Annotated in this window: 14 protein-coding genes and 1 pseudogene; 8 read left to right on the top strand and 7 right to left on the bottom strand. The window is 69.4% G+C overall.

Annotated elements, in window-relative coordinates; translation table 11 throughout:
- Positions 1–16: 16 nt before the first annotated feature.
- Positions 17–2,938 (bottom strand): ATP-binding protein, encoded by a 2,922-nt coding sequence (locus OHS70_RS01485; protein WP_328392777.1) that lies wholly within the window; start codon positions 2,936–2,938, stop codon positions 17–19.
- A 152-nt stretch (positions 2,939–3,090) separates the two neighbouring features.
- On the opposite strand from OHS70_RS01485, the pseudogene OHS70_RS01490 reads away from it, so the two are divergent.
- The 3 genes and pseudogenes from OHS70_RS01490 to OHS70_RS01500 all read left to right on the top strand — a co-directional run.
- A pseudogene (locus OHS70_RS01490) lies at positions 3,091–3,342 on the top strand (helix-turn-helix domain-containing protein); the annotation flags it as partial.
- Between the two features lie 344 nt (positions 3,343–3,686).
- Complete coding sequence (locus OHS70_RS01495; protein ID WP_328392779.1) at positions 3,687–4,337, top strand: hypothetical protein; 651 nt, start codon at positions 3,687–3,689, stop codon at positions 4,335–4,337.
- A gap of 500 nt (positions 4,338–4,837) precedes the next feature.
- Complete coding sequence (locus OHS70_RS01500) at positions 4,838–6,742, top strand: propionyl-CoA synthetase (protein WP_328405355.1); 1,905 nt, start codon at positions 4,838–4,840, stop codon at positions 6,740–6,742.
- A gap of 141 nt (positions 6,743–6,883) precedes the next feature.
- Here the strand turns inward: OHS70_RS01500 and OHS70_RS01505 are convergent, their stop codons facing one another.
- From OHS70_RS01505 to OHS70_RS01530, 6 genes are all read right to left on the bottom strand, one after another.
- Complete coding sequence (locus tag OHS70_RS01505) at positions 6,884–7,768, bottom strand: geranyl diphosphate 2-C-methyltransferase (RefSeq protein WP_328392781.1); 885 nt, start codon at positions 7,766–7,768, stop codon at positions 6,884–6,886.
- Between the two features lie 15 nt (positions 7,769–7,783).
- On the bottom strand, positions 7,784–9,130 hold the full coding sequence (locus OHS70_RS01510; protein ID WP_328392783.1) for a family 2 encapsulin nanocompartment cargo protein terpene cyclase: 1,347 nt from the start codon (positions 9,128–9,130) through the stop codon (positions 7,784–7,786).
- Between the two features lie 87 nt (positions 9,131–9,217).
- On the bottom strand, positions 9,218–10,630 hold the full coding sequence (locus OHS70_RS01515; protein ID WP_328392785.1) for a family 2B encapsulin nanocompartment shell protein: 1,413 nt from the start codon (positions 10,628–10,630) through the stop codon (positions 9,218–9,220).
- 720 nt (positions 10,631–11,350) lie between these two features.
- Complete coding sequence (locus tag OHS70_RS01520) at positions 11,351–11,476, bottom strand: hypothetical protein (RefSeq protein WP_328392786.1); 126 nt, start codon at positions 11,474–11,476, stop codon at positions 11,351–11,353.
- Positions 11,477–11,940: 464 nt separating this feature from the next.
- Entirely contained in the window at positions 11,941–13,182 is a 1,242-nt protein-coding gene (locus OHS70_RS01525) for a choice-of-anchor Q domain-containing protein (protein WP_328392788.1), read from the bottom strand.
- A gap of 116 nt (positions 13,183–13,298) precedes the next feature.
- Positions 13,299–14,555 carry a cytochrome P450 family protein gene (locus OHS70_RS01530; RefSeq protein WP_328392790.1) on the bottom strand — a complete coding sequence of 419 codons (1,257 nt, stop codon included), beginning with the start codon at positions 14,553–14,555 and terminating at the stop codon, positions 13,299–13,301.
- 744 nt (positions 14,556–15,299) lie between these two features.
- Here OHS70_RS01530 and OHS70_RS01535 point away from each other — a divergent pair.
- The 5 genes from OHS70_RS01535 to OHS70_RS01555 are packed head-to-tail and all read left to right on the top strand — an operon-like array spanning position 15,300 to position 19,458.
- On the top strand, positions 15,300–16,688 hold the full coding sequence (locus OHS70_RS01535) for an ATP-binding protein (RefSeq protein ID WP_328392792.1): 1,389 nt from the start codon (positions 15,300–15,302) through the stop codon (positions 16,686–16,688).
- Positions 16,685–17,119, top strand: coding sequence for a roadblock/LC7 domain-containing protein (locus tag OHS70_RS01540; protein ID WP_328392794.1), 435 nt, complete (start codon positions 16,685–16,687; stop codon positions 17,117–17,119). The genes OHS70_RS01535 and OHS70_RS01540 overlap by 4 nt, the downstream gene beginning before the upstream one ends.
- Entirely contained in the window at positions 17,116–17,478 is a 363-nt protein-coding gene (locus tag OHS70_RS01545; protein WP_328392796.1) for a DUF742 domain-containing protein, read from the top strand. Before OHS70_RS01540 ends, OHS70_RS01545 begins: the two co-directional genes overlap by 4 nt.
- Positions 17,456–18,055, top strand: a complete 600-nt coding sequence (locus tag OHS70_RS01550; protein WP_328392798.1) for a GTP-binding protein — start codon at positions 17,456–17,458, stop codon at positions 18,053–18,055. The genes OHS70_RS01545 and OHS70_RS01550 overlap by 23 nt, the downstream gene beginning before the upstream one ends.
- Positions 18,052–19,458 carry a cytochrome P450 gene (locus tag OHS70_RS01555; protein WP_328392800.1) on the top strand — a complete coding sequence of 469 codons (1,407 nt, stop codon included), beginning with the start codon at positions 18,052–18,054 and terminating at the stop codon, positions 19,456–19,458. Before OHS70_RS01550 ends, OHS70_RS01555 begins: the two co-directional genes overlap by 4 nt.
- The last annotated feature ends 82 nt before the right edge of the window (positions 19,459–19,540 follow it).

Raw genomic sequence — 19,540 nt, forward strand, 5'->3', positions numbered from 1 at the left:
CCGTGTGGTGGGTTGTTCACGCGCGACGGTCCAGGGCCGCACGCGTCATGAGGCCTGCCAGTGCCGAGCGGGACGGCACGGAGGTCTTCCGGTAGATGGCCGACAGGTGGGTCTCGACCGTGCGGCGGCTGAGGTACAGCTTCGTCGCGATGGCTTGGTTGCTCAGCCCTTCGGCGACGAGTTCGGCGATCTCCCGTTCACGTGTGGTCAGTTGGTCGAGCTCCGTGGGTGCGCGCACGGGTTTCTCGGCCTGGGGGCGCACCATCGAGGCCAGGTCGGACAGCAGGCGCGCGCCGCCGTCGTCGGCGAGACGGCGGGCCCGCTCCCACATCGCGACGGCGCGCGAACCGTCGCCGGCGGCCTGCGCCTGGACGGTCGCCAGAAGCAGGGAGTACGCCTCCCAGAGCGTCGCACCGGACGGCGCGTACTCCTGCGCGGCGCGCTCGAAGAGGTGTGCGGCCGCGCGGCTGTCACCGTGGTGCTGGGCGAGCGCCGCCTCGGCGCGCAGTGCCGCCCCGCGCTGACCGTGAAGACCCATCCGGTCGGCTTCCTCGACGGCTCGTGCGGCCCAGCGCGCGGCCTGCTCGGCGTCACCGATGGCGATGGCGGTGCTGACGAGGGTGTCCAGCTGGCCGGGGCGTATGGAGGGCTGCAGCCCCAGGAGTTCGGGACCGCCGGCGTTCAGGATGGACTCCTGCGCACGGTGCGGGTCTCCGCTCACGAGCGCCGTGTGACCGAGCATGCACCTGGCCAACGACGCCCACCAGTGTCTGCTGCCACCGGCCGCAGCCACGGCCTCCTCGGCGGTCGTCAAGGCCCTGGTGTCACCCAGGGGGGACCGCACGAGAAGGATCAGCGCCTTGAAGCACAGGGTGAAGGCCAGGAGATCGCTGCTGCCGATGGCTCGTGCGACGGCTTCCGCCTCCTCGGCCGACTCCAGGGCGGACGGCAGCCGACAGGTGTTGAGGTGCACGAATGCCTTGCTGCTCAGCAGGTGTGGCAGGACGTGGACCTGACCGCTGCGGCGGGCGATGTCCAGACCCCGGTCGGCGTGGCGTTCCGCGTCGGCGTAGCGCTCGAGCAGGCCTTCCGCCCAGGCCAGCCACACCAGCGACTCGCACAGTTCCGTGAGGTTGGGGTCGGTGAGACCGTCTGCGAGCCCGGCGGCGACATCGGCGAACCGGCGGGCCGCCGCCGTCTCCCCTTCGTAGGCCTCTCCCAGCGCCCCCAGCGCCAAAGCCCCCATCTCACCCATGAGGTCGCCGTTGGAGCGGGCCACCGCGAGCGTCCGCTCGATCTCGTCACGGACGTCGGGGTAGGAGACGGTGTTCAGGGCGGCCATGCCCAGCGCGAGTCCCATGGAGACCGCCTGGCGGGGCTCGGGGCCCGGACTGCGGGTCAGTTCCCGCTGCAGCAGGGCTGTCGCTTCCGGGGAGTGTCCGAGATGCCGTTCCATCATGGCGCACAGCGCTATCGCATCCCTGCGCAGCGATGCGTCGTCCTGCCCGGACCTACTGATCAGCGTGTGGAGCAGGTCACGGCTTTCCCGCAGGCTGCCGCCCACACCGAGTGCTCTGGCGCGCGCCAGCATCAACTCTCCACGCTGCTGTGCGCAGGCGGGCGTGTCCGGCATGATCCGGAGGACGACGTCCAGAAGATGAGCGGCCGTCGCCGGCGCCGTGTGGGCGAACTGGGCGGCCGCCTCACTCAACACGGCCGCCGACACGGGATCCCAGCCGACCAGCGACCGTTCGACGTGATGAGCACGCTCGGCGGCGGAGGCACCTGCCCGGGCCAGTTCGTCCGCCGCGTCGCGGTGGATCTCGGCACGGCGTGGAGCGGCGGTGTTCTCGTAGACGAGTGCCCGCAGCAGCGGGTGGCGCAGTGTCCAGCGGCCGTCGGACCCCATGCGCAGCAGATCGCGCCGCGCCAGCGCACCGATGCAGTCGCCGAGTTCCTCCGGGGTGGTGTGTCCGGTCGTCAGGCTCAGCATTGCGGGCGTGGCATGGTCTCCGAGGACTGCCACTGCTTCGGCGGTACGGCGCTGCGTCGCGGTCAGCGCGGTCAGTTCGTCCAGGAGCAGGGATCCCAGTCCGCTCGGCACTGCGGACGCGGTGTCGTCGTGGGCCCGGACGGTGGAGCCGCGCGACGACGCGCCATGCCGGTAGGCGTGCAGAAGGCAGTGGAGGTACAGCGGGTTGCCCTCGCTGGATTCGTAGATCTGCTTCGCGTCGCCCGGTGGCAGGTCGGAGGCGAGCGCCTCGATCGACGCCTGCTCGGGCAGCGGTCGCAGCGCCATACGCAGTACGGCCCCACTGTCGACGCCGCGTGTCAGAGCAGCGGCAAGGGAGTGCGGCGTCTGCCGTTCTCGTCGGGCCACGACCAGAAGCACGCGGCCGCCCACCGGGTGCCGGATCACATGGTCCAACAATTCCAAAGACGCGGGATCCGCCCAGTGCAGGTCGTCCAGGGCCATCACCAACCCGCTGCGCTCCCCGAGCTTGGTCAGCACTTCCGCGACGGCGCGATAGAGGCCGAACCGGTCACGGTTGCCCGAACCCGAATCCGAGCCCTGCGCACTGTCGGCTCCGCGCAGCACCGATGCCGCCACCTCGGGCACGGCATCCGAGTCGAGAAAGGCACGATCGACGTCGGCGAACGCGTCCGTGAACGTCTGGAACGGAGTGTGCTGCTCGTACTCCGTGGCCCTGCCGCGCAGCACGCTCAGCCCATCCTGCCGCGCCCGCGCACAGAGCTCGCTCAGCAGCCGGCTCTTCCCCATGCCGGCGTCTCCGGCGATGTCCACGACAGCGGGAACGCCGTCCTGCCCCAGGCCGCCGATCACCGAGATGAGCCGCTTCAGTTCGTCAGCTCTGCCGATCAGCATCGTCGCTGTCTCGTCCCACGCCGGTTCCAGCGCGTCTCCATTCCCCACCACGTCCCCGTGTCCATTCCGAGTGGTCGCTCCTGCGCAACCCTGCCTGCACAACCTGCCGATATCTTCATGGAAAGGTCATCATCCCCGGCGGGAGCCGACTGCACAGGCCCAGGGGGCGTCATTCGACCAGGTCGATTTCCGGTCTGGCCTCCCTGTCCCACCGTAATGCCCGGCTGACGGTTCGCGGCGGGCGGCTGCTGGTCGAACGTGTCTGCGCCGGCCGCCCCATCGCACATGTCGCAGCCGAGATGGGCATCTCCCGCGCCACGGCCCACAAATGGGCCCCCCGCTGGCGGGCCGAGGGAGATGCGGGCCTGGCCGACCGACCGGATCGTCCGCCGCTACGAACGCGACCGGCCCGGCGAGTTGATCCACGTCGACGTCACGCCGAGACGTCACCTTCACCAGCCCGCAGGGACGACCACATTGACAAGGCGGCGTTCTTCGACCGGTGCTTCCCGACCGGATGACGGAGCAACCGGCTGCTGCCCGTCGTCCCGGCCGACGACGAACTCGTGTTCGTGCACTGTGAGTACAAAGCTCACGACGCGCGCCCGGCACGACAGCGTCGAGGCGATCACCGTCCGGGACGGTCTCATTCGGGAGGTTCAGGTCCTGTTCGGCGGCAGGGGGTGTGAACATGCGGTCTCCGTAGCCCTTACGTGGTTTCACCGATGTCTTGCGGCGACCCGGAGCGTGAACATGGGGGCGAACGGACTTCCCGGGGTGGAGCGAAAGGACGTACGTGGTGGGCTGGATCATTGGTTTCGCCGTCATCTTGGCCCCGTCCCTGATCGGACTCACCTTCGCGGTCCGTACCGCTCGCCGGGTCGGCACGGCGGAGCGGGCGATGCGCGTCCTCGCCGACCGTCCCGGCTGGCAGCGAATCGAGCGCGGCAAGGACGGTGAGGAGTGGGCCGGGTACGCGGGCCACTTCCCCTGGCTGTTGCGAACGTGGCACGGAATCACAGTTGCCGGCCAATTCGGCGACCACCGGGTCACCGTCGCCAGGCGTTACGAGCAGATTTCGCGCAGGGACGACCAGCACTGGCTGATCGTGTGCTTCGACCTCCGGGGCAGCGGACCGAACCTACGTCTGGAGCGCCACTGGAGTGCGGCGGAGCTCGATCTCACCTTCTCCAAGGATCTGCCGTACCTGACGATGAGCGACGACTCCGCGGGGACGGCCGAGCGGTTCTACGCCTCGGATCTGCCGAAGCGCCTGGTGAGGTTCGCCGGACCCGCGGTCTCGTTCAGGAAGGACGGGGCGTGCTTCGTGTACCCGCTGCCCAAGGTCGTGGACATGGACAAGCTGCTGGAGGAACTGGCCGGGCTGCTTCCGGACCTCGCCGTGCTCGCCCGGGACGCCGCCCGGGAGGACGAGACGGACAGCACATGACCGGTCGGCCCCACGACAGACCTGGGGGGCCAGGGGGGCGTGCCGGACCCCGCGACCCGGCAAGATCCACAAAACACCCCCAGCGCCGATCGCGTCGCGTCACGAGTCCTCGTCCGCCGGTTGCGCGAAGACGTCGAGATCCTCAAGCGGGCCACGGGCCGCTGACCGGCCGGATCTGATCGGGCGGGACTTCGCCCCGGACCCGGCCGCCCTCGATACCCGCTGGTGCGGTGACATCAGCGACGGCGCGCGGCGGCCCTGTGACCGGCTGCCCGGAACTCCGTCCGGGGTTGCCGGTGGCGACGGAGCCCCGCGGCCACCCGGCGGACGGCCACCGGTCGCGCGCGGCAGCACAGGACTCACCACGGGGGCCGAAGGCCGTGCGGTCACGGCGTCGGGCAGCTGGAACCGGCTTCAAGGACCGAAACCGGCATCGATCTCCGGCACCGGCGGGATCATGGAACGCGAACTGCGTCCGCGGTCCCCGTGCAGCGGCGGGGCTGAGATCAGAAGAGAGAACAACAGTGGGAACCTACACCGAGAGCCGTCACCGGAGCCTCACCGATCCAGAAGGCTTCTGGTTGGAGGCGGCGCGGCTGGTCGACTGGACGGCGGCGCCGTCGCGTGCCCTCGACAGCAGTGGCGCGCCGTTCTACCGCTGGTTTCCGGACGGCGAGTTGAACACCTGCGCCAACGCACTGGACCGGCATGTTGCCGACGGAGCCGGCGAGCGCACGGCACTGATCTGGGACTCGGCGATGGTCCCGGGGAAGCGGTCGTTCACCTACCGCGAGCTGCGTGACGAGGTGGCACGTCTCGCCGGTGCGCTGACCGGACTGGGGGTCGGCAGGGGCGACCGGGTCGTCATCTACATGCCGATGGTTCCCGAGGCCGTGATGACAATGCTGGCCTGCGCCCGGATCGGCGCAGTGCACTCGGTGGTGTTCGGCGGGTTCGCGCCCAAGGAGCTCGCCACCCGGATCGAGGACGCCCGTCCCAAGTTGGTCGTCGCCGCCTCCTGCGGGCTGGAGCCCAACCGCGTGGTGGCCTACCAGCCGATCCTGGACGAGGCACTTGCGCTCAGCTCCCACCGGCCCGAGCACACCCTGATGCTCCAACGCGAGACACTCAAAGCCGATCTGGGCGCCGGCTATGTGGACTGGGCCGACGTCGTGCCCGGTGCGCAGCCCGTGGAGCCGGTCCCGGTCGCGGCCACCGATCCGCTCTACATCCTCTACACCTCCGGCACGACCGGCCGCCCCAAGGGTGTGCTGCGCAGCGCGGGCGGGCACGCGGTCGCGCTCGCCTGGTCCATGGGTGCTGTCTACGACATCCACGCCGGCGACGTCTTCTGGACCGTCTCGGATGTCGGCTGGGTCGTCGGCCACAGCTACATCGTCTATGGCCCGTTGCTGGTCGGCGCCACGACCGTGGTCTACGAGGGCAAGCCCGTCGGTACTCCTGACGCGGGCGCCTTCTGGCGGGTGGTCCAGGAGTACGGCGTGCAGGCGATTTTCACCGCGCCGACCGCGATCCGGGCGATCAAGAAGGCCGATCCGGACGCCGCGGAGCTCGCCAAGTACGACATCACCTCCCTGGCCTCTCTGTTCCTCGCCGGCGAACGTCTCGACCCGGAGACCTACCACTGGGCCTCGCAAGCTCTCGGCGTCCCGGTCACCGATCACTGGTGGCAGACCGAGACCGGCTGGGCGATCGCGGCCAACCCGCGTGGTCTGGAGGCGTTGCCCGTCAAGCCGGGCTCGGCCACGGTGCCTGTCCCCGGCTGGGACGTGCAGATCCTGGACGAGGACGGACGACCACTGCCGCCCGGCCGGGAGGGCGAGATCGCGATCCGGCTGCCGCTGCCCCCGGGGGCGCTCCAGACGTTGTGGGACGACGACGACCGGTTCGTGGAGTCCTACCTGAGCCGGTTCCCCGGCTACTACCACACCGGCGACTCGGGCTACTTCGACGACGACGGGTACCTCTTCGTCATGGGCCGTACCGACGACGTGATCAATGTCGCCGGACACCGCCTGTCGACCGGTGCCATCGAGGCCGCCCTGGCCACCCACCCCGCGGTCGCCGAATGCGCAGTGATCGGCATCCCCGACAGTCTCAAGGGACATGTGCCCTACGGTCTCGTCGTCCTCAAGTCCGGCGCGGACCCGGCCCCGGAGCAGCTGCGCACCGAACTCGTTGCGGCCGTCCGGCGCGACGTCGGCCCCGTCGCGGCCTTCCGCGACGTCGCAATCGTCCTCGCACTGCCGAAGACCCGCTCCGGCAAGGTCCTCCGCAAGACGATGCGCGGCATCGCCGACGGCCGGGACGAGCCGGTCCCCGCGACGATCGAGGACGCCTCCGTGCTCGACGCACTGATCCCCCTCCTGCGCAACCGCCCTTGAGACCACGCGGCGGGCAGAAAGATCCGAGGTCCGGTGTCAAACGCGAGGTGCGTACGTCGGTGCGCACCTCACCGCGAGCCGCTGCCCGGTAGGGGCTGGGCCCGTCGGCTGACGGGCCCAGCCCCTTCGGCCGGCGGCCGGTCAGATGCGGTCAGCCGCAATCAGGAGGTACTGGAAGGAGCCGTCCTTATAGGAGTTGATGAACGCCTCTTCGATGCCGGTGACCAGGGACGACGTGGCCCGCAGCTCCCAGTAGGGGAGGGTCGCAGCAGTCAGGTCGATGACGGTCTGCGGTACGAGACGGTTGTCGGCCATGGCGCGCAGGTATTCCCGGCGGGAGTGGATGTTGCACTCGAAGTGCGCGTTGATCTGGGAAACCCACTTCGAGGGCTGTCCGTAACGCGGGTTCCAGCAGCCGGTGATGGTCACGTAGCGGCCGCCGACCGCGAGGATGCGGGAGTGCTCGGCAAAGAGGTCGTGGAGGTCGACGTACATACTCGACTCGTTGTTCCACGAGGCCGCGGCCTGCCCTGTCTCGAAGGGCGTGTCGAGCATGTTGCACACGCGGGCGTGAACATGGTCCTCCACGCCGAGTTCATGGGCGCGCCGGTTCGCGAAATCGGCCTGCTTGGCCGAGAGGGTGACACCCTCGACCTTGCATCCGAACCGCTGGTGGGCCATCACCATCGAACCACCCCGGCCGCAGCCGGCGTCCACGAGCATGTCGTCGTGCCCGATGGAGCCGAGGTGGTCCAGGAGGACTTCGGCCTGCGCCGACTCCAGGCGGTGGAGTTCGGCGATCAGTTTTTTCTCGTACTCGCGGTCGCTTGCGTCCCCGAGGACGGCATGGTCGACGTCACCGATGCCGTAGTGATGGTGGTAGAGCCCGTCGACATCGCCGAGACGCAGGTTCACGGGCCTGGCCTCGTGATCCCAGTAACGGGCGATGTCCCCCTGGTAGGGCGACGCCGGAGCGGGAACGAACGCGGAGGTGCCGTTGATGGTGGTGAGCTCGGTGCTGGTCACAGAGAACTCCATTTCTTACCAGAAATCGGGCAGGCTGTATCGATAGGTGTTGGTCTGGTGCCAGTAGTGGTTGCCGTCGACCCATACGGCCACTCCCCGGAGGAAGCGCAGCACGCTCGGGACGGGACAGGCGGCGGCCAGAGCAGCGGCTTCGGCTTCGAAGTCGTGCATGAGGTCGTTGTGGACCTCGACCGCCTTCAGGTAGGCATCCCGGTCGGCAATGCCCTCACGTTCGGCGATCACCACTGGCAGGTTCAGGTGCCGACCGGGGGCGGCGAGTTCCTTGGTGTACGAGTACAGGTCGTTGACGATGGTGCTGACGTTCCCGGCGAGCGCGAGAACGCGCTGCATGGCGGGCTGGGCATGCAGGTCCGCCGGCAGTTCGTAGCCGCCGACCGTGTCGGTGATGGTGGGGCAGGGCCGGAAGTTGTTGAACTGCCGCATCACCAGGTACTCCCACACCTCGGGCGTGTGGTCCGTCTGGGCCCAGGCACCCTCGGCGAGGTACCCCAGGTGCAGACGGGCCATGTCGTGCCGGAACCGGTCGGCCTGGGAGGGGGTGGCCTGTTGGACGAAGTACTGCATGGCGGAGTGGTAGGCGCGCCGCGGGGCGTCGGCGTGGAGCGACTGTGCCCACTGCGGCTGGTATTCCTTCGTGGTGTGAAGGGGGTCGAGGGCGGTGTGCGCCAGAAGAAGGCGTCCGCCGAGGCCGATGGGCGAACCTCCGTGGTCCTCGCAGTAGTAGTCGTCGACCGCGTTCTCGGCGACCATCAGCCGCGTAGCGATCATCAGGTGGTCGACGGTCGGAGCGTCCGGATGGCAGGCAACCATGTAGCGCCCGACGGAGAAGCCGTCGAACTGGCCCTCCCAATCCTCGGGATACAGCTCGACCTCGTCCACCGCCCAGTCCTTGATCCTGCGACCGACCTCCTCCACCCGCGCCGGATCAGGTTCCGGCACCGGGTGGTAATAGAGGCCCGGGATCGGTTTGCCCTCCACCGGTGCCTCTGGCGCCGGAGGCGCCGGCGACTCCTCGCGCGGGCCCGGATACAGACCCGACGTGCCGAGACCGGTGGGGCCGCGAAGGATCCGGTCCAGGGCCGGGCTCGGTTGCCTCGCCGCGGCAGCGCCCTCCCGCACGTGCGGAGCGATCAGGTCGCCACCCGGGGCGTTGTCGGGTACGGACACGGCTACGGGCACGGCCCCTGCGGCAGGTAGGGGAACGGAAGGCAGGGCGGGCAAGGCAGGCAGGGTGGCGGCAGCGGCTTCGACGCCAGTGGCGTGGGTGAGGGCATGCGGCCCGAAGCGGGCCGCAGCGGCAGGCAGGCTCGACTGCAGAGGGGAAAGCCCAGAATCGGGCATCCGTAGCTCCTTGGTGAGGTGGGTGGGCTGTCCCGGATCCCGGACGTGCTCGCCCGGCCCGGGAAGGTGCGGGCTGTCGTGGTGGGCCTAGTTGAGCCTGCGGCCGATCTGCACGTTCTCCAGCACGCCGAGTGCGTTGGAGACCAGGATGGCGGCGGAGTAGTAGGTGGTGACCAGGTACGAGATGATCGCCTGCTCGCTGACGCCCGTGCAGCGCACCGACAGGCCCGGCTCGTACTCCTCCGGCAGGCCGGTCTGACGCAGACCGATGACGCCCTGGTTGTTCTCGCCGGTTCGCATGGCGAGGATCGAGCTGGTGCCCTCCTTGCTGATGGGGATCTTGTTGCAGGGCAGGATCGGGACCCCGCGCCAGGCGGGGACCCGCTGCCCGCCGAGGTCGACGTTGCCCGGGTAGATGCCCCGGGCGTTCAGCTCACGCCCGATCGCAGCGATCGTCCTGGGGTGAGCGAGGAAGAGCTTGGTGCCGCGGCGGCGGCAGAGCAGCTCGTCGAGGTCGTCCGGGGTGGGCGGGCCGGAGTGGGGCTGGATCCGCTGCTTGAAGTCGGCGTTGTGGAGCAGGCCGAACTCCCGGTTGTTGATCAGCTCGTGCTCCTGGCGCTCGCGCAGCGCCTCGATCGTGAGCCTGAGCTGCTCCTCGGTCTGGTTCATCGGCCCGTTGTAAAGGTCGGCGACCCTCGTGTGGACCCGCAGAACGGTCTGCGCGACGGAGAGCTCGTACTCGCGCGGCTTGAGCTCGTAGTCGACGAAGGCGCCCGGCAGCGCGACTTCGCCGGTATGGCCGGCCGACATCGCGATCTCGGCCTCGCCGTGACGGTTCTGCCGCTGCAGGGAAAGCGAGCTGAACCGGCGGATGTGGGCCTGGAGGCTCGGCGCCGAGGACAGCACGGCGGCGAAGTCACCGCGGGACAAGGTGAGCAGGGTGCCGGAGGTCTCGGCGGTGGCGGTGCAGTCCCATCTGGCGTCGGCGTCCAGAAGGGCGTTCTCACCGAACCGGTCACCGTCGGCGAGTACGGCGACGGCGGCCTCGTCGCCGTACTTGCCGACGGAGGTCTGGTTGATCCGGCCATGGGCGATCAGATGGATCTGTTCGGCAGGGGTACCGCGCTCCGCCAACACCTCGCCGGCGCGAAAGTCGCGCTGGACACACCTGTCGGCGATCGCGGTCAACACCTCCACGTCTTCGAAGCCGCGGAGCACGGCCAGTTCGCCCAGCTCGCGAGGGATCACCCGGACGTCGGCACCGTCCTGGACGAATTCGATTCGCCCGTCGCCGACGGTGTAGCTCAGCCGGCGGTTCACCCGGTAGGCGCCGCCCTTGGTCTCCACCCAGGGGAGCATCCGCAGCAGCCAGCGAGAGGTGATCTCCTGCATCTGGGGTGCGGACTTGGTCGTGGTGGCAAGGTTGCGGGCAGCCGCAGTGCTCAGGCTGGACTGCCGGGGTGGCTCCAACTGTGCTTCCGGGCCGGTCTCAACGGTCATCGGGCGAGCTCTCCTTCGCAAGGCTGGTGATCGGCGTCGTACGCGCACGCCAACCGGTGAAAGAGGAAAAAGAAGGTCAATCTCTGGGAATCCGTCCGGATCCCGGTGAACAGTAACGGCCGAAATGACCAGGTCACCCCATGAGACCGTGGGCATTACCTCGATGAAGTGACCTTGCTCCGCACGGGGTTTATCCGGACGACCGACAACATCTGAGCCACCCGACCGAGAGCCGCCCGGTGCGCGGAGCGGCGGGCCGTCCGTCCCCCTTTCGGCACCCACAGCCAGATCTGACGATCCATCAAGGGGCGATCAAGGGCACGGGGAGGCCAACGCGCAGGCCACTGCGGGGGAAGATGACCCTCAACTCCGGGGCCGACGCCGGCCCGGGCATCAGGCGGTCGCCCGGCATGGTCCGCGACGACAGAAACGCCGCCCACGGCTCCCAGGCAGAAATGAATCCGGCCAGGTTCGCCGCCGATATCGGCCCCTGTGGCCGCCACACCGCCTACCGGCCCACCGACATCTCGGACGAGGCAGAGCTCGAGCCGCCAGGGGCGTCGGGTCGATCTTGGGCCGGAGTGGGTTCGGGTCGCCCGCTGGTCACTCGGATGAGCAGAGGCGCCGTTGCTGGGCGCAGATTCTGACCCGGCTCGATGAGTACGAGGCAGGTCAGGTATGCCTCGACGGTCCGGCATTGGCGATCGAGGAGCCGGCGGATCAGCAGACTCTGATCGCGATCCACAGCGTGACGTGGCGTACGAGTTCGCCGCAGGTCTGGAGGTGCGGCATGACCTGCGGCACAGCCCTTGGCTCCCGGTCGAGTCCGCCTTCGTGCAAGCGCATCAACCACTGATCGACGACGCCCCGGCTGCTGCCGCCGGACGCCGCGCCGATGGGCCCCGGCGGTGACCGTCCCGGTCAATCTCATGAGCTTCCTCGCCTGCCTGGGCCCTGCCATCGCCGGCGGCTCGCCTGGATCACCGTGCGAGCCACAGCACGGACCAGTCACGGGCCACCTTGCTACGAAGCACCTCCGTGCGTCGTCCCGGCAGGTCAACGGGCGTGCCTCCCGTGTACCGCCGGCAGAGAGAACCTGCTCATCTCTTGCTCACCGAAGAGTCGCGGCTTCTTCCGGGCACACGGGTAGCGGCGCCTGAACCGGACTTCTGCCCGGTTCAGGCGCCTCCAACTCGGCCCGCCGACAGCGGGGTCCCGGCTACGGCGGCGCCTACGTCAGATGGAGGCGTCCACCAGGCCTCACCGGGCACACAGCTGACGCGCCGAGTCGCCGGCGTCCCGTCATCGCGTCACGGTGCGTGCTCGAAGGCGCCCATGTCACAGGCCAGGCCCTGCGGACGCGTGATGCCTCGCTGGTCAGTGGCGGGGCAGCCGTCGTCGGCCGCGTCGACGGCCGGGCTGCCCGGCAGCAGTGCCACGGTGTCCGTGGGCCCGCCGTGGTCACCGAGGGGAGCGAGGCCGGGAGACCGGCGTGGAAGGTCACCCTCGGCGTCGAGGTGGCAACTGTTGCCGCTGTCGAGGTTGTTGCCCAGCGAGTCGACGGTGGCGAAGACGTTCTTGCAGTCGCTGGTGGTGGTGCCGACGGTGTTGCCGGCAATGATGGTGTTCTGCAGAGAGAGGTGGCCCAGCGGCAGGTTGACGATGTCGGTGACCGGCTGAGGCAGGCTGTCCAGGTAGGCGGGGGCGATGTTGATCCCGCCGCCGCCGTCGGTCGCGCTGTTCCCGGTGATCGTGGAGTTGCGGATCTGGACCAGCCCGGTTCCGCGTATGTCGATGCCGCCGCCGTAGCCCGCGAGGCTGCCCGGGCGATCCCAGTCGTCGGTCACCCGGTTGTCCGCAATCGTCGAATTGACCACGGTGCCGGTGTCGTCGAACCGGATACCTCCGGCCTCACCCGCCGTGTTGCGGCTGACGGTGCTGTCGATCAGCGTCAGGTGGGAGTCGGGGATGTTGAAGATCCCTCCTCCGTATCCGGCGGAGTTCCCCGTTACCGTCACCCGGCGCAGCGTCATGTTCTTGCCGTTGGCAATGCCGCCTCCGCCGGGGTCGGTGAAGGGCACTTCCCGCTGCTTGGCGTCTCCGCCCGTGATGGTGAGGTCGGACAGCGACGTGTCGGCGCCCATGCGGAAGACCCGGTCGATGCCGCCTGCGTCGATGACGGTCCCCCGCGCCCCGTCCCCCTGGATGGTGGTCGGCTCGAGGATGTTCAGATCACCTGTGGTCGGGTCGGCGGTGCGCCCGTTCAGCAGGTCGGGGTTGGGGGGAATGGTCAGCCGGTAGTGGCCGGCGGGTAACGCGATCGTGCTGCCGGGCCGGGCGTTTGCGGCCATGACCGCCGCGCGCAGGGTGCAGGCTCCTGTGGCGGTGCGACAGAGGCCGTCCGACGGGTCTGCGTCCACTGCGTCGGCCGTGGAGTCGACCGTGAGATGCGCGGCCGCCGGCAGTGCCTGGGCAGGGGACGGGGCGACGACGGCCACTGCTGAGGCCAGCGACAAGGCGGTGAGTGCGGGAAAGGCGGTCCGAATTCTCAAGTGACTCTCCAGGGTTCGGCCGGCCGGGGCCGGTGCGACTGATGAGGTCTTGGCGTCTTGACTGCGGTGGTACGCGGAAGTGCCGTGTGCGGGAACGCCGCGTGGTCCTCCGTGCCTCACCGCCCGGCGACGTGGGGGCGGTCGTCACGATCGGGCGGGAGCGCCGTCGGTGTGAAGGTGACGGGCAGAGTGGCCAATCCTCGGATGACGCTGGGACGCCGGCGCACGGCCTCCTCGTCCACGGCGAGGGCCAGAGCGGGCAGGCGGCGCAGAAGCGTACCGATCGCGATCTGGCCCTCGAGGCGGGCAAGCGCCGCGCCCAGGCAATAGTGGAGGCCGTGCCCGAGGGCGAGGTGCGGGTTGTGTGCGCGGGCGATGTCCAGGACGTCCGGCCGGTCGAACCGCCCCGGGTCCCGGTTGGCCGCGCCGGTGGAGAGCACCACCGTCTCACCTGCGGCGACGGCGGTGCCCGCCAGGTTCAGATCCTCGCGGGCGTAGCGTACGACGCCGAGCATGACCGGCCCGTCGTAGCGGAGGAACTCCTCGACCGCGGACGGCAGCAGGGCCGGTTCCCGGCGAAGTCGGTCCAGTTGGCCGGGATGGAGGAGGAGCAGCAGGGTGCCGGTGCCGATGAGGCTGACGGTGGTCTCGTGGCCTGCGACGAGCAGCAGGACCGCGGTGCCGACCAGTTCCGCGTCCGACAGCCGGTTCTCCTCACCGGCGGCGGCGAGTGCGGTGAGCAGGTCGTCGGCGGGTTCGGCGCGTTTGCGCGCCACGAGACCGGCGAGGTACCCGCCGAGGTCGGCCCGGGCCTGCTCGGCTGCGGCGGCCGCTGCCGGGGCCACCGGCGGGGTGAGCATGTCGGTCGACCATCGCCCGAACTGCCCGCGGTCCTCGAAGGGTACGCCGAGCAGTTCACATATGACCGCGACCGGGAGCGGGAGGGCGAAGTCGGCGACCAGGTCGGCCCGGCCGAGTGGGGCCACTTCGTCGATGAGAGCGTCGGCGATCTGCTGCACCCGCGGCCGTAACGCCGCCACTCGCCGAGGGGTGAAGGCGCGCGAGAGCAGTTGGCGGAGCCGCGTATGGTCGGGCGGGTCCGTGGTGAGCATGCTCGGCGGCCGCCGCCCGTCTCCGCCTGGTCGGGCGGACAGCGACGCGGCACTGCCGGGAGTGCGTGGGTCGCTGCTCAGTGAGGGGTGTGCAACGGCGGCCATCACGTCGTCGTAGCGTGTGACCATCCAGGCGTGCCCGCCACCTCGCAGTTCGACACGCTGCACCGGTCCAGCTCGGCGCAGCCGGTCCAACCAGGGGTAGGCATCCCGCCGTTGTTCGATGTCGGCAGGGAGCTGATGGATGATGAGATCGCTCACGGCGCTCCTCCCGTAGGGCGGGTGAACACTGCGGAGGGGATCGGACTCTCAACTCTGTAGCGAGCGTTCCATACGGAGATACGGATGTCCATGGAGCGTACGGAGCAGGGTGGTTGGGATTCGCCGCCCGCCAGGTCCACGCGCCGACCCCGGTGGAATCGCTGCGTCGTGGCGGCCAGGTCCCTGATCCACGGTCCGGGCACGTGCTGCAGGGACTGTCGGCATCCCTGCCGGGACGGCCGGGAGCGCCCGCACCGCCGATCCGTGTCGTTCGGTGGGCGGGAGGCGGAGGGAGAGTCGGGGTACACACCAGGACACAGCGATCCCGCGGTACGGATGTCCGCAACGCGAAGACGGCGGCTCCCGGGACTCGGCCGGAGGGGTCGCGGCGTACGGGCAATGCGGTTCGGGAAGTACTCCGCGGACCGGCACTTTCCTCGGTGCGGCACTTGACCTCGCCGCCGGAGCGCCCCCAAGCCTCCGTCATACCGGACGTAACGGACAGTTACCAGGTGGTAGCACCTTGTTGAACTCCATTTGTTCCCGTACGGCGCTTGAAGCCTCCCCTCCGACCCAGGAGGATCAGGCACTCCAGCGCCCCTGGAAGGACGCGAGTGATCCCTGGCATCACCGAACCACGGTGCTGCGTCCGGCCCGGCCAATCGCAATCCGATGGCCTCAGAGCCGGCTTCTGCCTGCCTCGCTTCCTCCGGGCCTGCCGCACTCCCCTTTCATGAGGACCTGATGACACAACACATACCGGAGGGGGTGTTCTGGTGCCTTGTCGCGGTCTCGCTAGCCGGACTGTTGCTGCTGGTACGCCAGTACCGGATCACCGTCACCCTGCGCCGTCGACTGACGATCCACGAAGCCGGCCTGCTTGCCCGTGAGGAGGAGGTTCGACACCTCACCGAAGTCCGGCTCCCTGGCCTGGCCGAGGCATCCCGCCGGCCCGCGCCGGTGCCCGGACCGCTCGACACGGATCTCGCGGGCACGGCGTACGGGAAGGACCTGCAGAAGATCGTCGAGCAGTTCACCGATGCTGCCGAGGCCGCACAGTCCCGGGCGGACACGTCGGCGAAGGCAACGCTGAGGGCGGCGATGCGCGCCCTGCAGGCCCTGGCGAACGAGCAGCAGCTCTCGATCTCGGACATGCAGGAACGGCACGACAACCCGGACGTGCTCCACGACCTCCTGGAGATCGACCACGCCAACGCGCAGTTCGGCCGCAGGGCACAGGCCATCGCCGTGCTCTGCGGATCATGGCCCGGACGGCAGCGGGCCGCGTCACCACTTGTCGACGTCGTACGAGGGGCGACGTCGAGGATCCGGGACTACCGGCGCGTCAACGTGCACTCCCGGGTCGACATGGACGTGGTGAGCCGAGCCGTCGAGCCGGTCGTCCTCGCGGTTGCCGAGCTGCTGGACAACGCGGCGCGGCACTCTCAGCCCAACACCTCTGTCGAGGTCGGCATCCAGCCTGCCCACAACGGCGTCAGCATCGTCGTCGACGACGCCGGCGTGGGCATGGAGGCGCTCGAGACCGAGGAGGCCGCGCGGCGGTTGTCCGGCCAGGAACACATCGACATCAACCGGCTCAGCGACCCGCCGCAGTTCGGATTCGCCCTCATCGGCGTACTCGCCGCCCGGTACGGATTCACCGTCTCGGTCGACTCGCAGTCCCCGTACGGCGGTGTGCGGGCCGTGCTCTTCCTCCCGAACGCGCTCATCAACCGCGTGCGTTTCACAGGCCCGCCGATCCCCCTGCAGGGGGCGAGCACGCCGGGCGCCCCGCAGCCGGTCTCCCTTGGCGCACCCGAGGCCCCTGCCGTCAGGGACACAGCAGCCCAACCGGGTTCCGTCACGTCCCCCGTCCTCCCCCGTCCGGCTGTCGAGTCGTCAGCCGTCCCCGAAGCGGAGGCAGCGCGGTCGTCCACCGTGGGAGGCCTGCCCAAGCGCCGCCGACGCACGGCGCAGCACGAAGCAGCCGTCGACCCCGCGACCCCGACCCCCTCCGCTCCCTCGCTGGTCCGCCCCGCGGCCGAGACCGCCTCCCGCATGAGCGCGTTCGCCCGAGGCACCCGCTCCGGCCGCGATGCCCACCCCGACAGCGAAGGGACCTCCCAGGAATGACCGGCCACATGACCAATGAACTCGGATGGATGCTCGACGAGGTCCTGAAGGTCCCGGAAGCCCGCCACGCGATCCTGCTCTCCGCGGACGGCATGCTCCGCGCCCACTCCCAGGGCATCAAGCGTGACGAGGCCGAACGGCAGGCGGCGGCGTTGTCCGGACTGCAGTCGATCAGTCGCAGTACCGCCGAGTTCTGCTCGCAGGAGACCTCGCCCTGGCAGCAGACACTGGTCGAATTCGTCGACGGGTACGTCTTCCTGGTGGCCGCCGGCGCGGGCGCCTATCTGGCGGTCTCCGCCGGCCAGGACGTCGACATGGAAGCCGTCACCTACAGCATGCACAAGCTGGTCGACCGGCTGGGCAAGGAGCTGACCAGTCCGCCGCGGCAGAACTCCGCCCCCGGCATGGCTGACGACTCAGGTACGGCATGACCCCGCCACGCCCCCGGCGTGACAGAGGACTCGTGCGGCCCTACGTCGTCACACAGGGCCGCGCTCATCCGACGCGCAACACCCTGGACATCGTGACGCTGGTGACGGCTGTGTACAACCGTCCCCTGCACGGGCTGAGTCCGGAGAAACGCGGTGTCATGGAACTGTGCCGAGGAGGAGCGCTGTCGGTCGCCGAAGTGGCCGGCCACCTCACTCTGCCGATGAGCGTCACCAAAGTCCTGCTCAGCGACCTCATCGACAGCGGTCATGTCGTCGCCCGGCCTCCCGTCCCCAAAGCGCAACTGCCCGACGCCCGACTCCTGCAGGAGGTCCTGGATGGGCTCCGCTCCCGTTTCTGAACCGGTCTACGTCGCGGACACGGTCACCACCGCGGTCAAGATCCTCGTCGTCGGCCACTTCGCCGTCGGCAAGACCACCTTTGTCGGAACACTCTCCGAGATCCGGCCGCTGCGCACCGAAGAGACGATGACGCAGGCAAGCGAACTCGTCGACGACCTTGAGGGGACCCCCGACAAGACCACGACGACCGTGGCCATGGACTTCGGACGCCTCACCCTCAGTGAGTCCCTGGTGCTGTACCTCTTCGGCGCCCCCGGTCAGAAGCGCTTCACCCAACTGTGGCAGGACATGCTGTGCGGAGCGCTCGGCGCACTGGTGCTGACGGACACCCGAAGGCTCGACCAGTCCTTCGACATCATGGGTCTGCTGGAAGAGCACGGTATGCCGTACGCGGTCGCCGTCAACCAGTTCGACGGCGCGCCGCCCTTCCCCGAGGCAGAGATCCGCGAGGCTCTCGACCTGCTCCCGGAAACCCCTCTGGTCACCTGCGACGCGCGGGAACCCACGTCCTCCGCCAAAGCGCTGATCTCCCTCATCGAGTATCTCCAGACCCGCACGCCTCAGGAGCAACAATGACAACACCCCTGCCCGTGGGTGACGCGGTACCTCCTCCCGGCTGCCCTGCGCATGCCGGCAACGGTGCGGTCGAGCGCCTGTACGGCCCGGAGTTCGCCGCCGACCCATTGGCGTCGTACACCCGCCTGCGCGCCCATGGCTCCGTCGCACCCGTGGAAATGGCACCCGGCGTACACGCCGCTCTGGTCACCGGCTACGGGCCCGCTCTGGAGGTGCTGCGCAGTCCGGAGCGCTTCTCCAAGGACCCGCGCCGCTGGCGGGCCCTCGCCGACGGGACGGTGCCGGCGGACAGCCCGGTCGTGCCGATGATGATGTACCGGCCGAACGCCCTGTGGGCCGACGGGGACGAGCACCGACGGCTGCGAGGCGCCATCACCGATAGCCTCGGCCGCCTGGATCCCAACGCGCTCAAGGGTTATGTGGAGCACAGCGCGGACACCCTCATCGACCGGATCGGGCCCAAGGGACGAGCGGATCTGCTGGGCGAGTACGGTGCCGTCCTGCCCCTGCTGGTCTTCAACCAGCTCTTCGGCTGCCCGCCCGGCATCGGGGACAAGCTGGTCGAGGGGATGTCCGGGATCTTCGACGCCGACACCGACTCCGAGAAGGCGAACGCGGTGCTGACCGAGGGCGTCGCCGAGCTGGTCGCACTCAAGAGGGACCAACCGGGGCAGGACGTGACGTCCTGGATGATGGCCCACCCGGCCGGGCTCACCGACGAGGAGATGATGCATCAGCTGGTCCTCCTCATGGGCGCAGGCACCGAGCCCCAGCAGAACCTGATCTGCAACGGGCTACGGCTGCTGCTGTCCGACGACCGGTTCGCGGGTGATCTCGCCGGCGGCAGCATGCCCGTCGAGGACGCCATCGACGAGGTGCTCTGGAGCGACCCGCCGATAGCGAACTACGCCGTCCACTATCCGCGCCACGACCTGGAGCTCGACGGAACCCTCGTGCGCGAGGGCGAGCCGATTGTGATCAGCCTGGCCGCCGCGAACACCGATCCCGGACTCGCCGGCGACCGCCGGGCGGGCAACCGCGCGCACCTCGCGTGGAGCGCGGGCCCCCACACCTGTCCCGCGAAAGGCCCCGCCCGGTCAATCGCCGCGGTCGCCCTGGAGAAGCTCCTCGACCGGCTCCCCGACATTGAACTGGAGGTGCCTGTCGAGGAGTTGGAGTGGCGGCAGGGACCCTTCCACCGGGCTCTGGCCGCCCTGCCCGTCCGCTTCCCGCCGATCGGCCCCGCCGACCGGACTGCTGCGGAAAGCGATTGGATCACGGATCCGGTCCTGTCGGCATCGATCGCTCCGGCACCGACGTCCACAGCGAGGGAACCCGGATCCGCGAACGTGGCCCGGCAGAGCTGGTGGAGCTCCCTGGCGAGGTGGTGGCAGCGGCGATGAGCCATGTGAGCACGTCGCACACAGCCACGACGTCGCCGTCCGCGGCATACGCCCGAGTGCGGACCGGACACCGCGGCCGGCA

It is taken from the genome of Streptomyces sp. NBC_00390 (assembly GCF_036057275.1).
Taxonomy (GTDB): Bacteria; Actinomycetota; Actinomycetes; order Streptomycetales; family Streptomycetaceae; genus Streptomyces.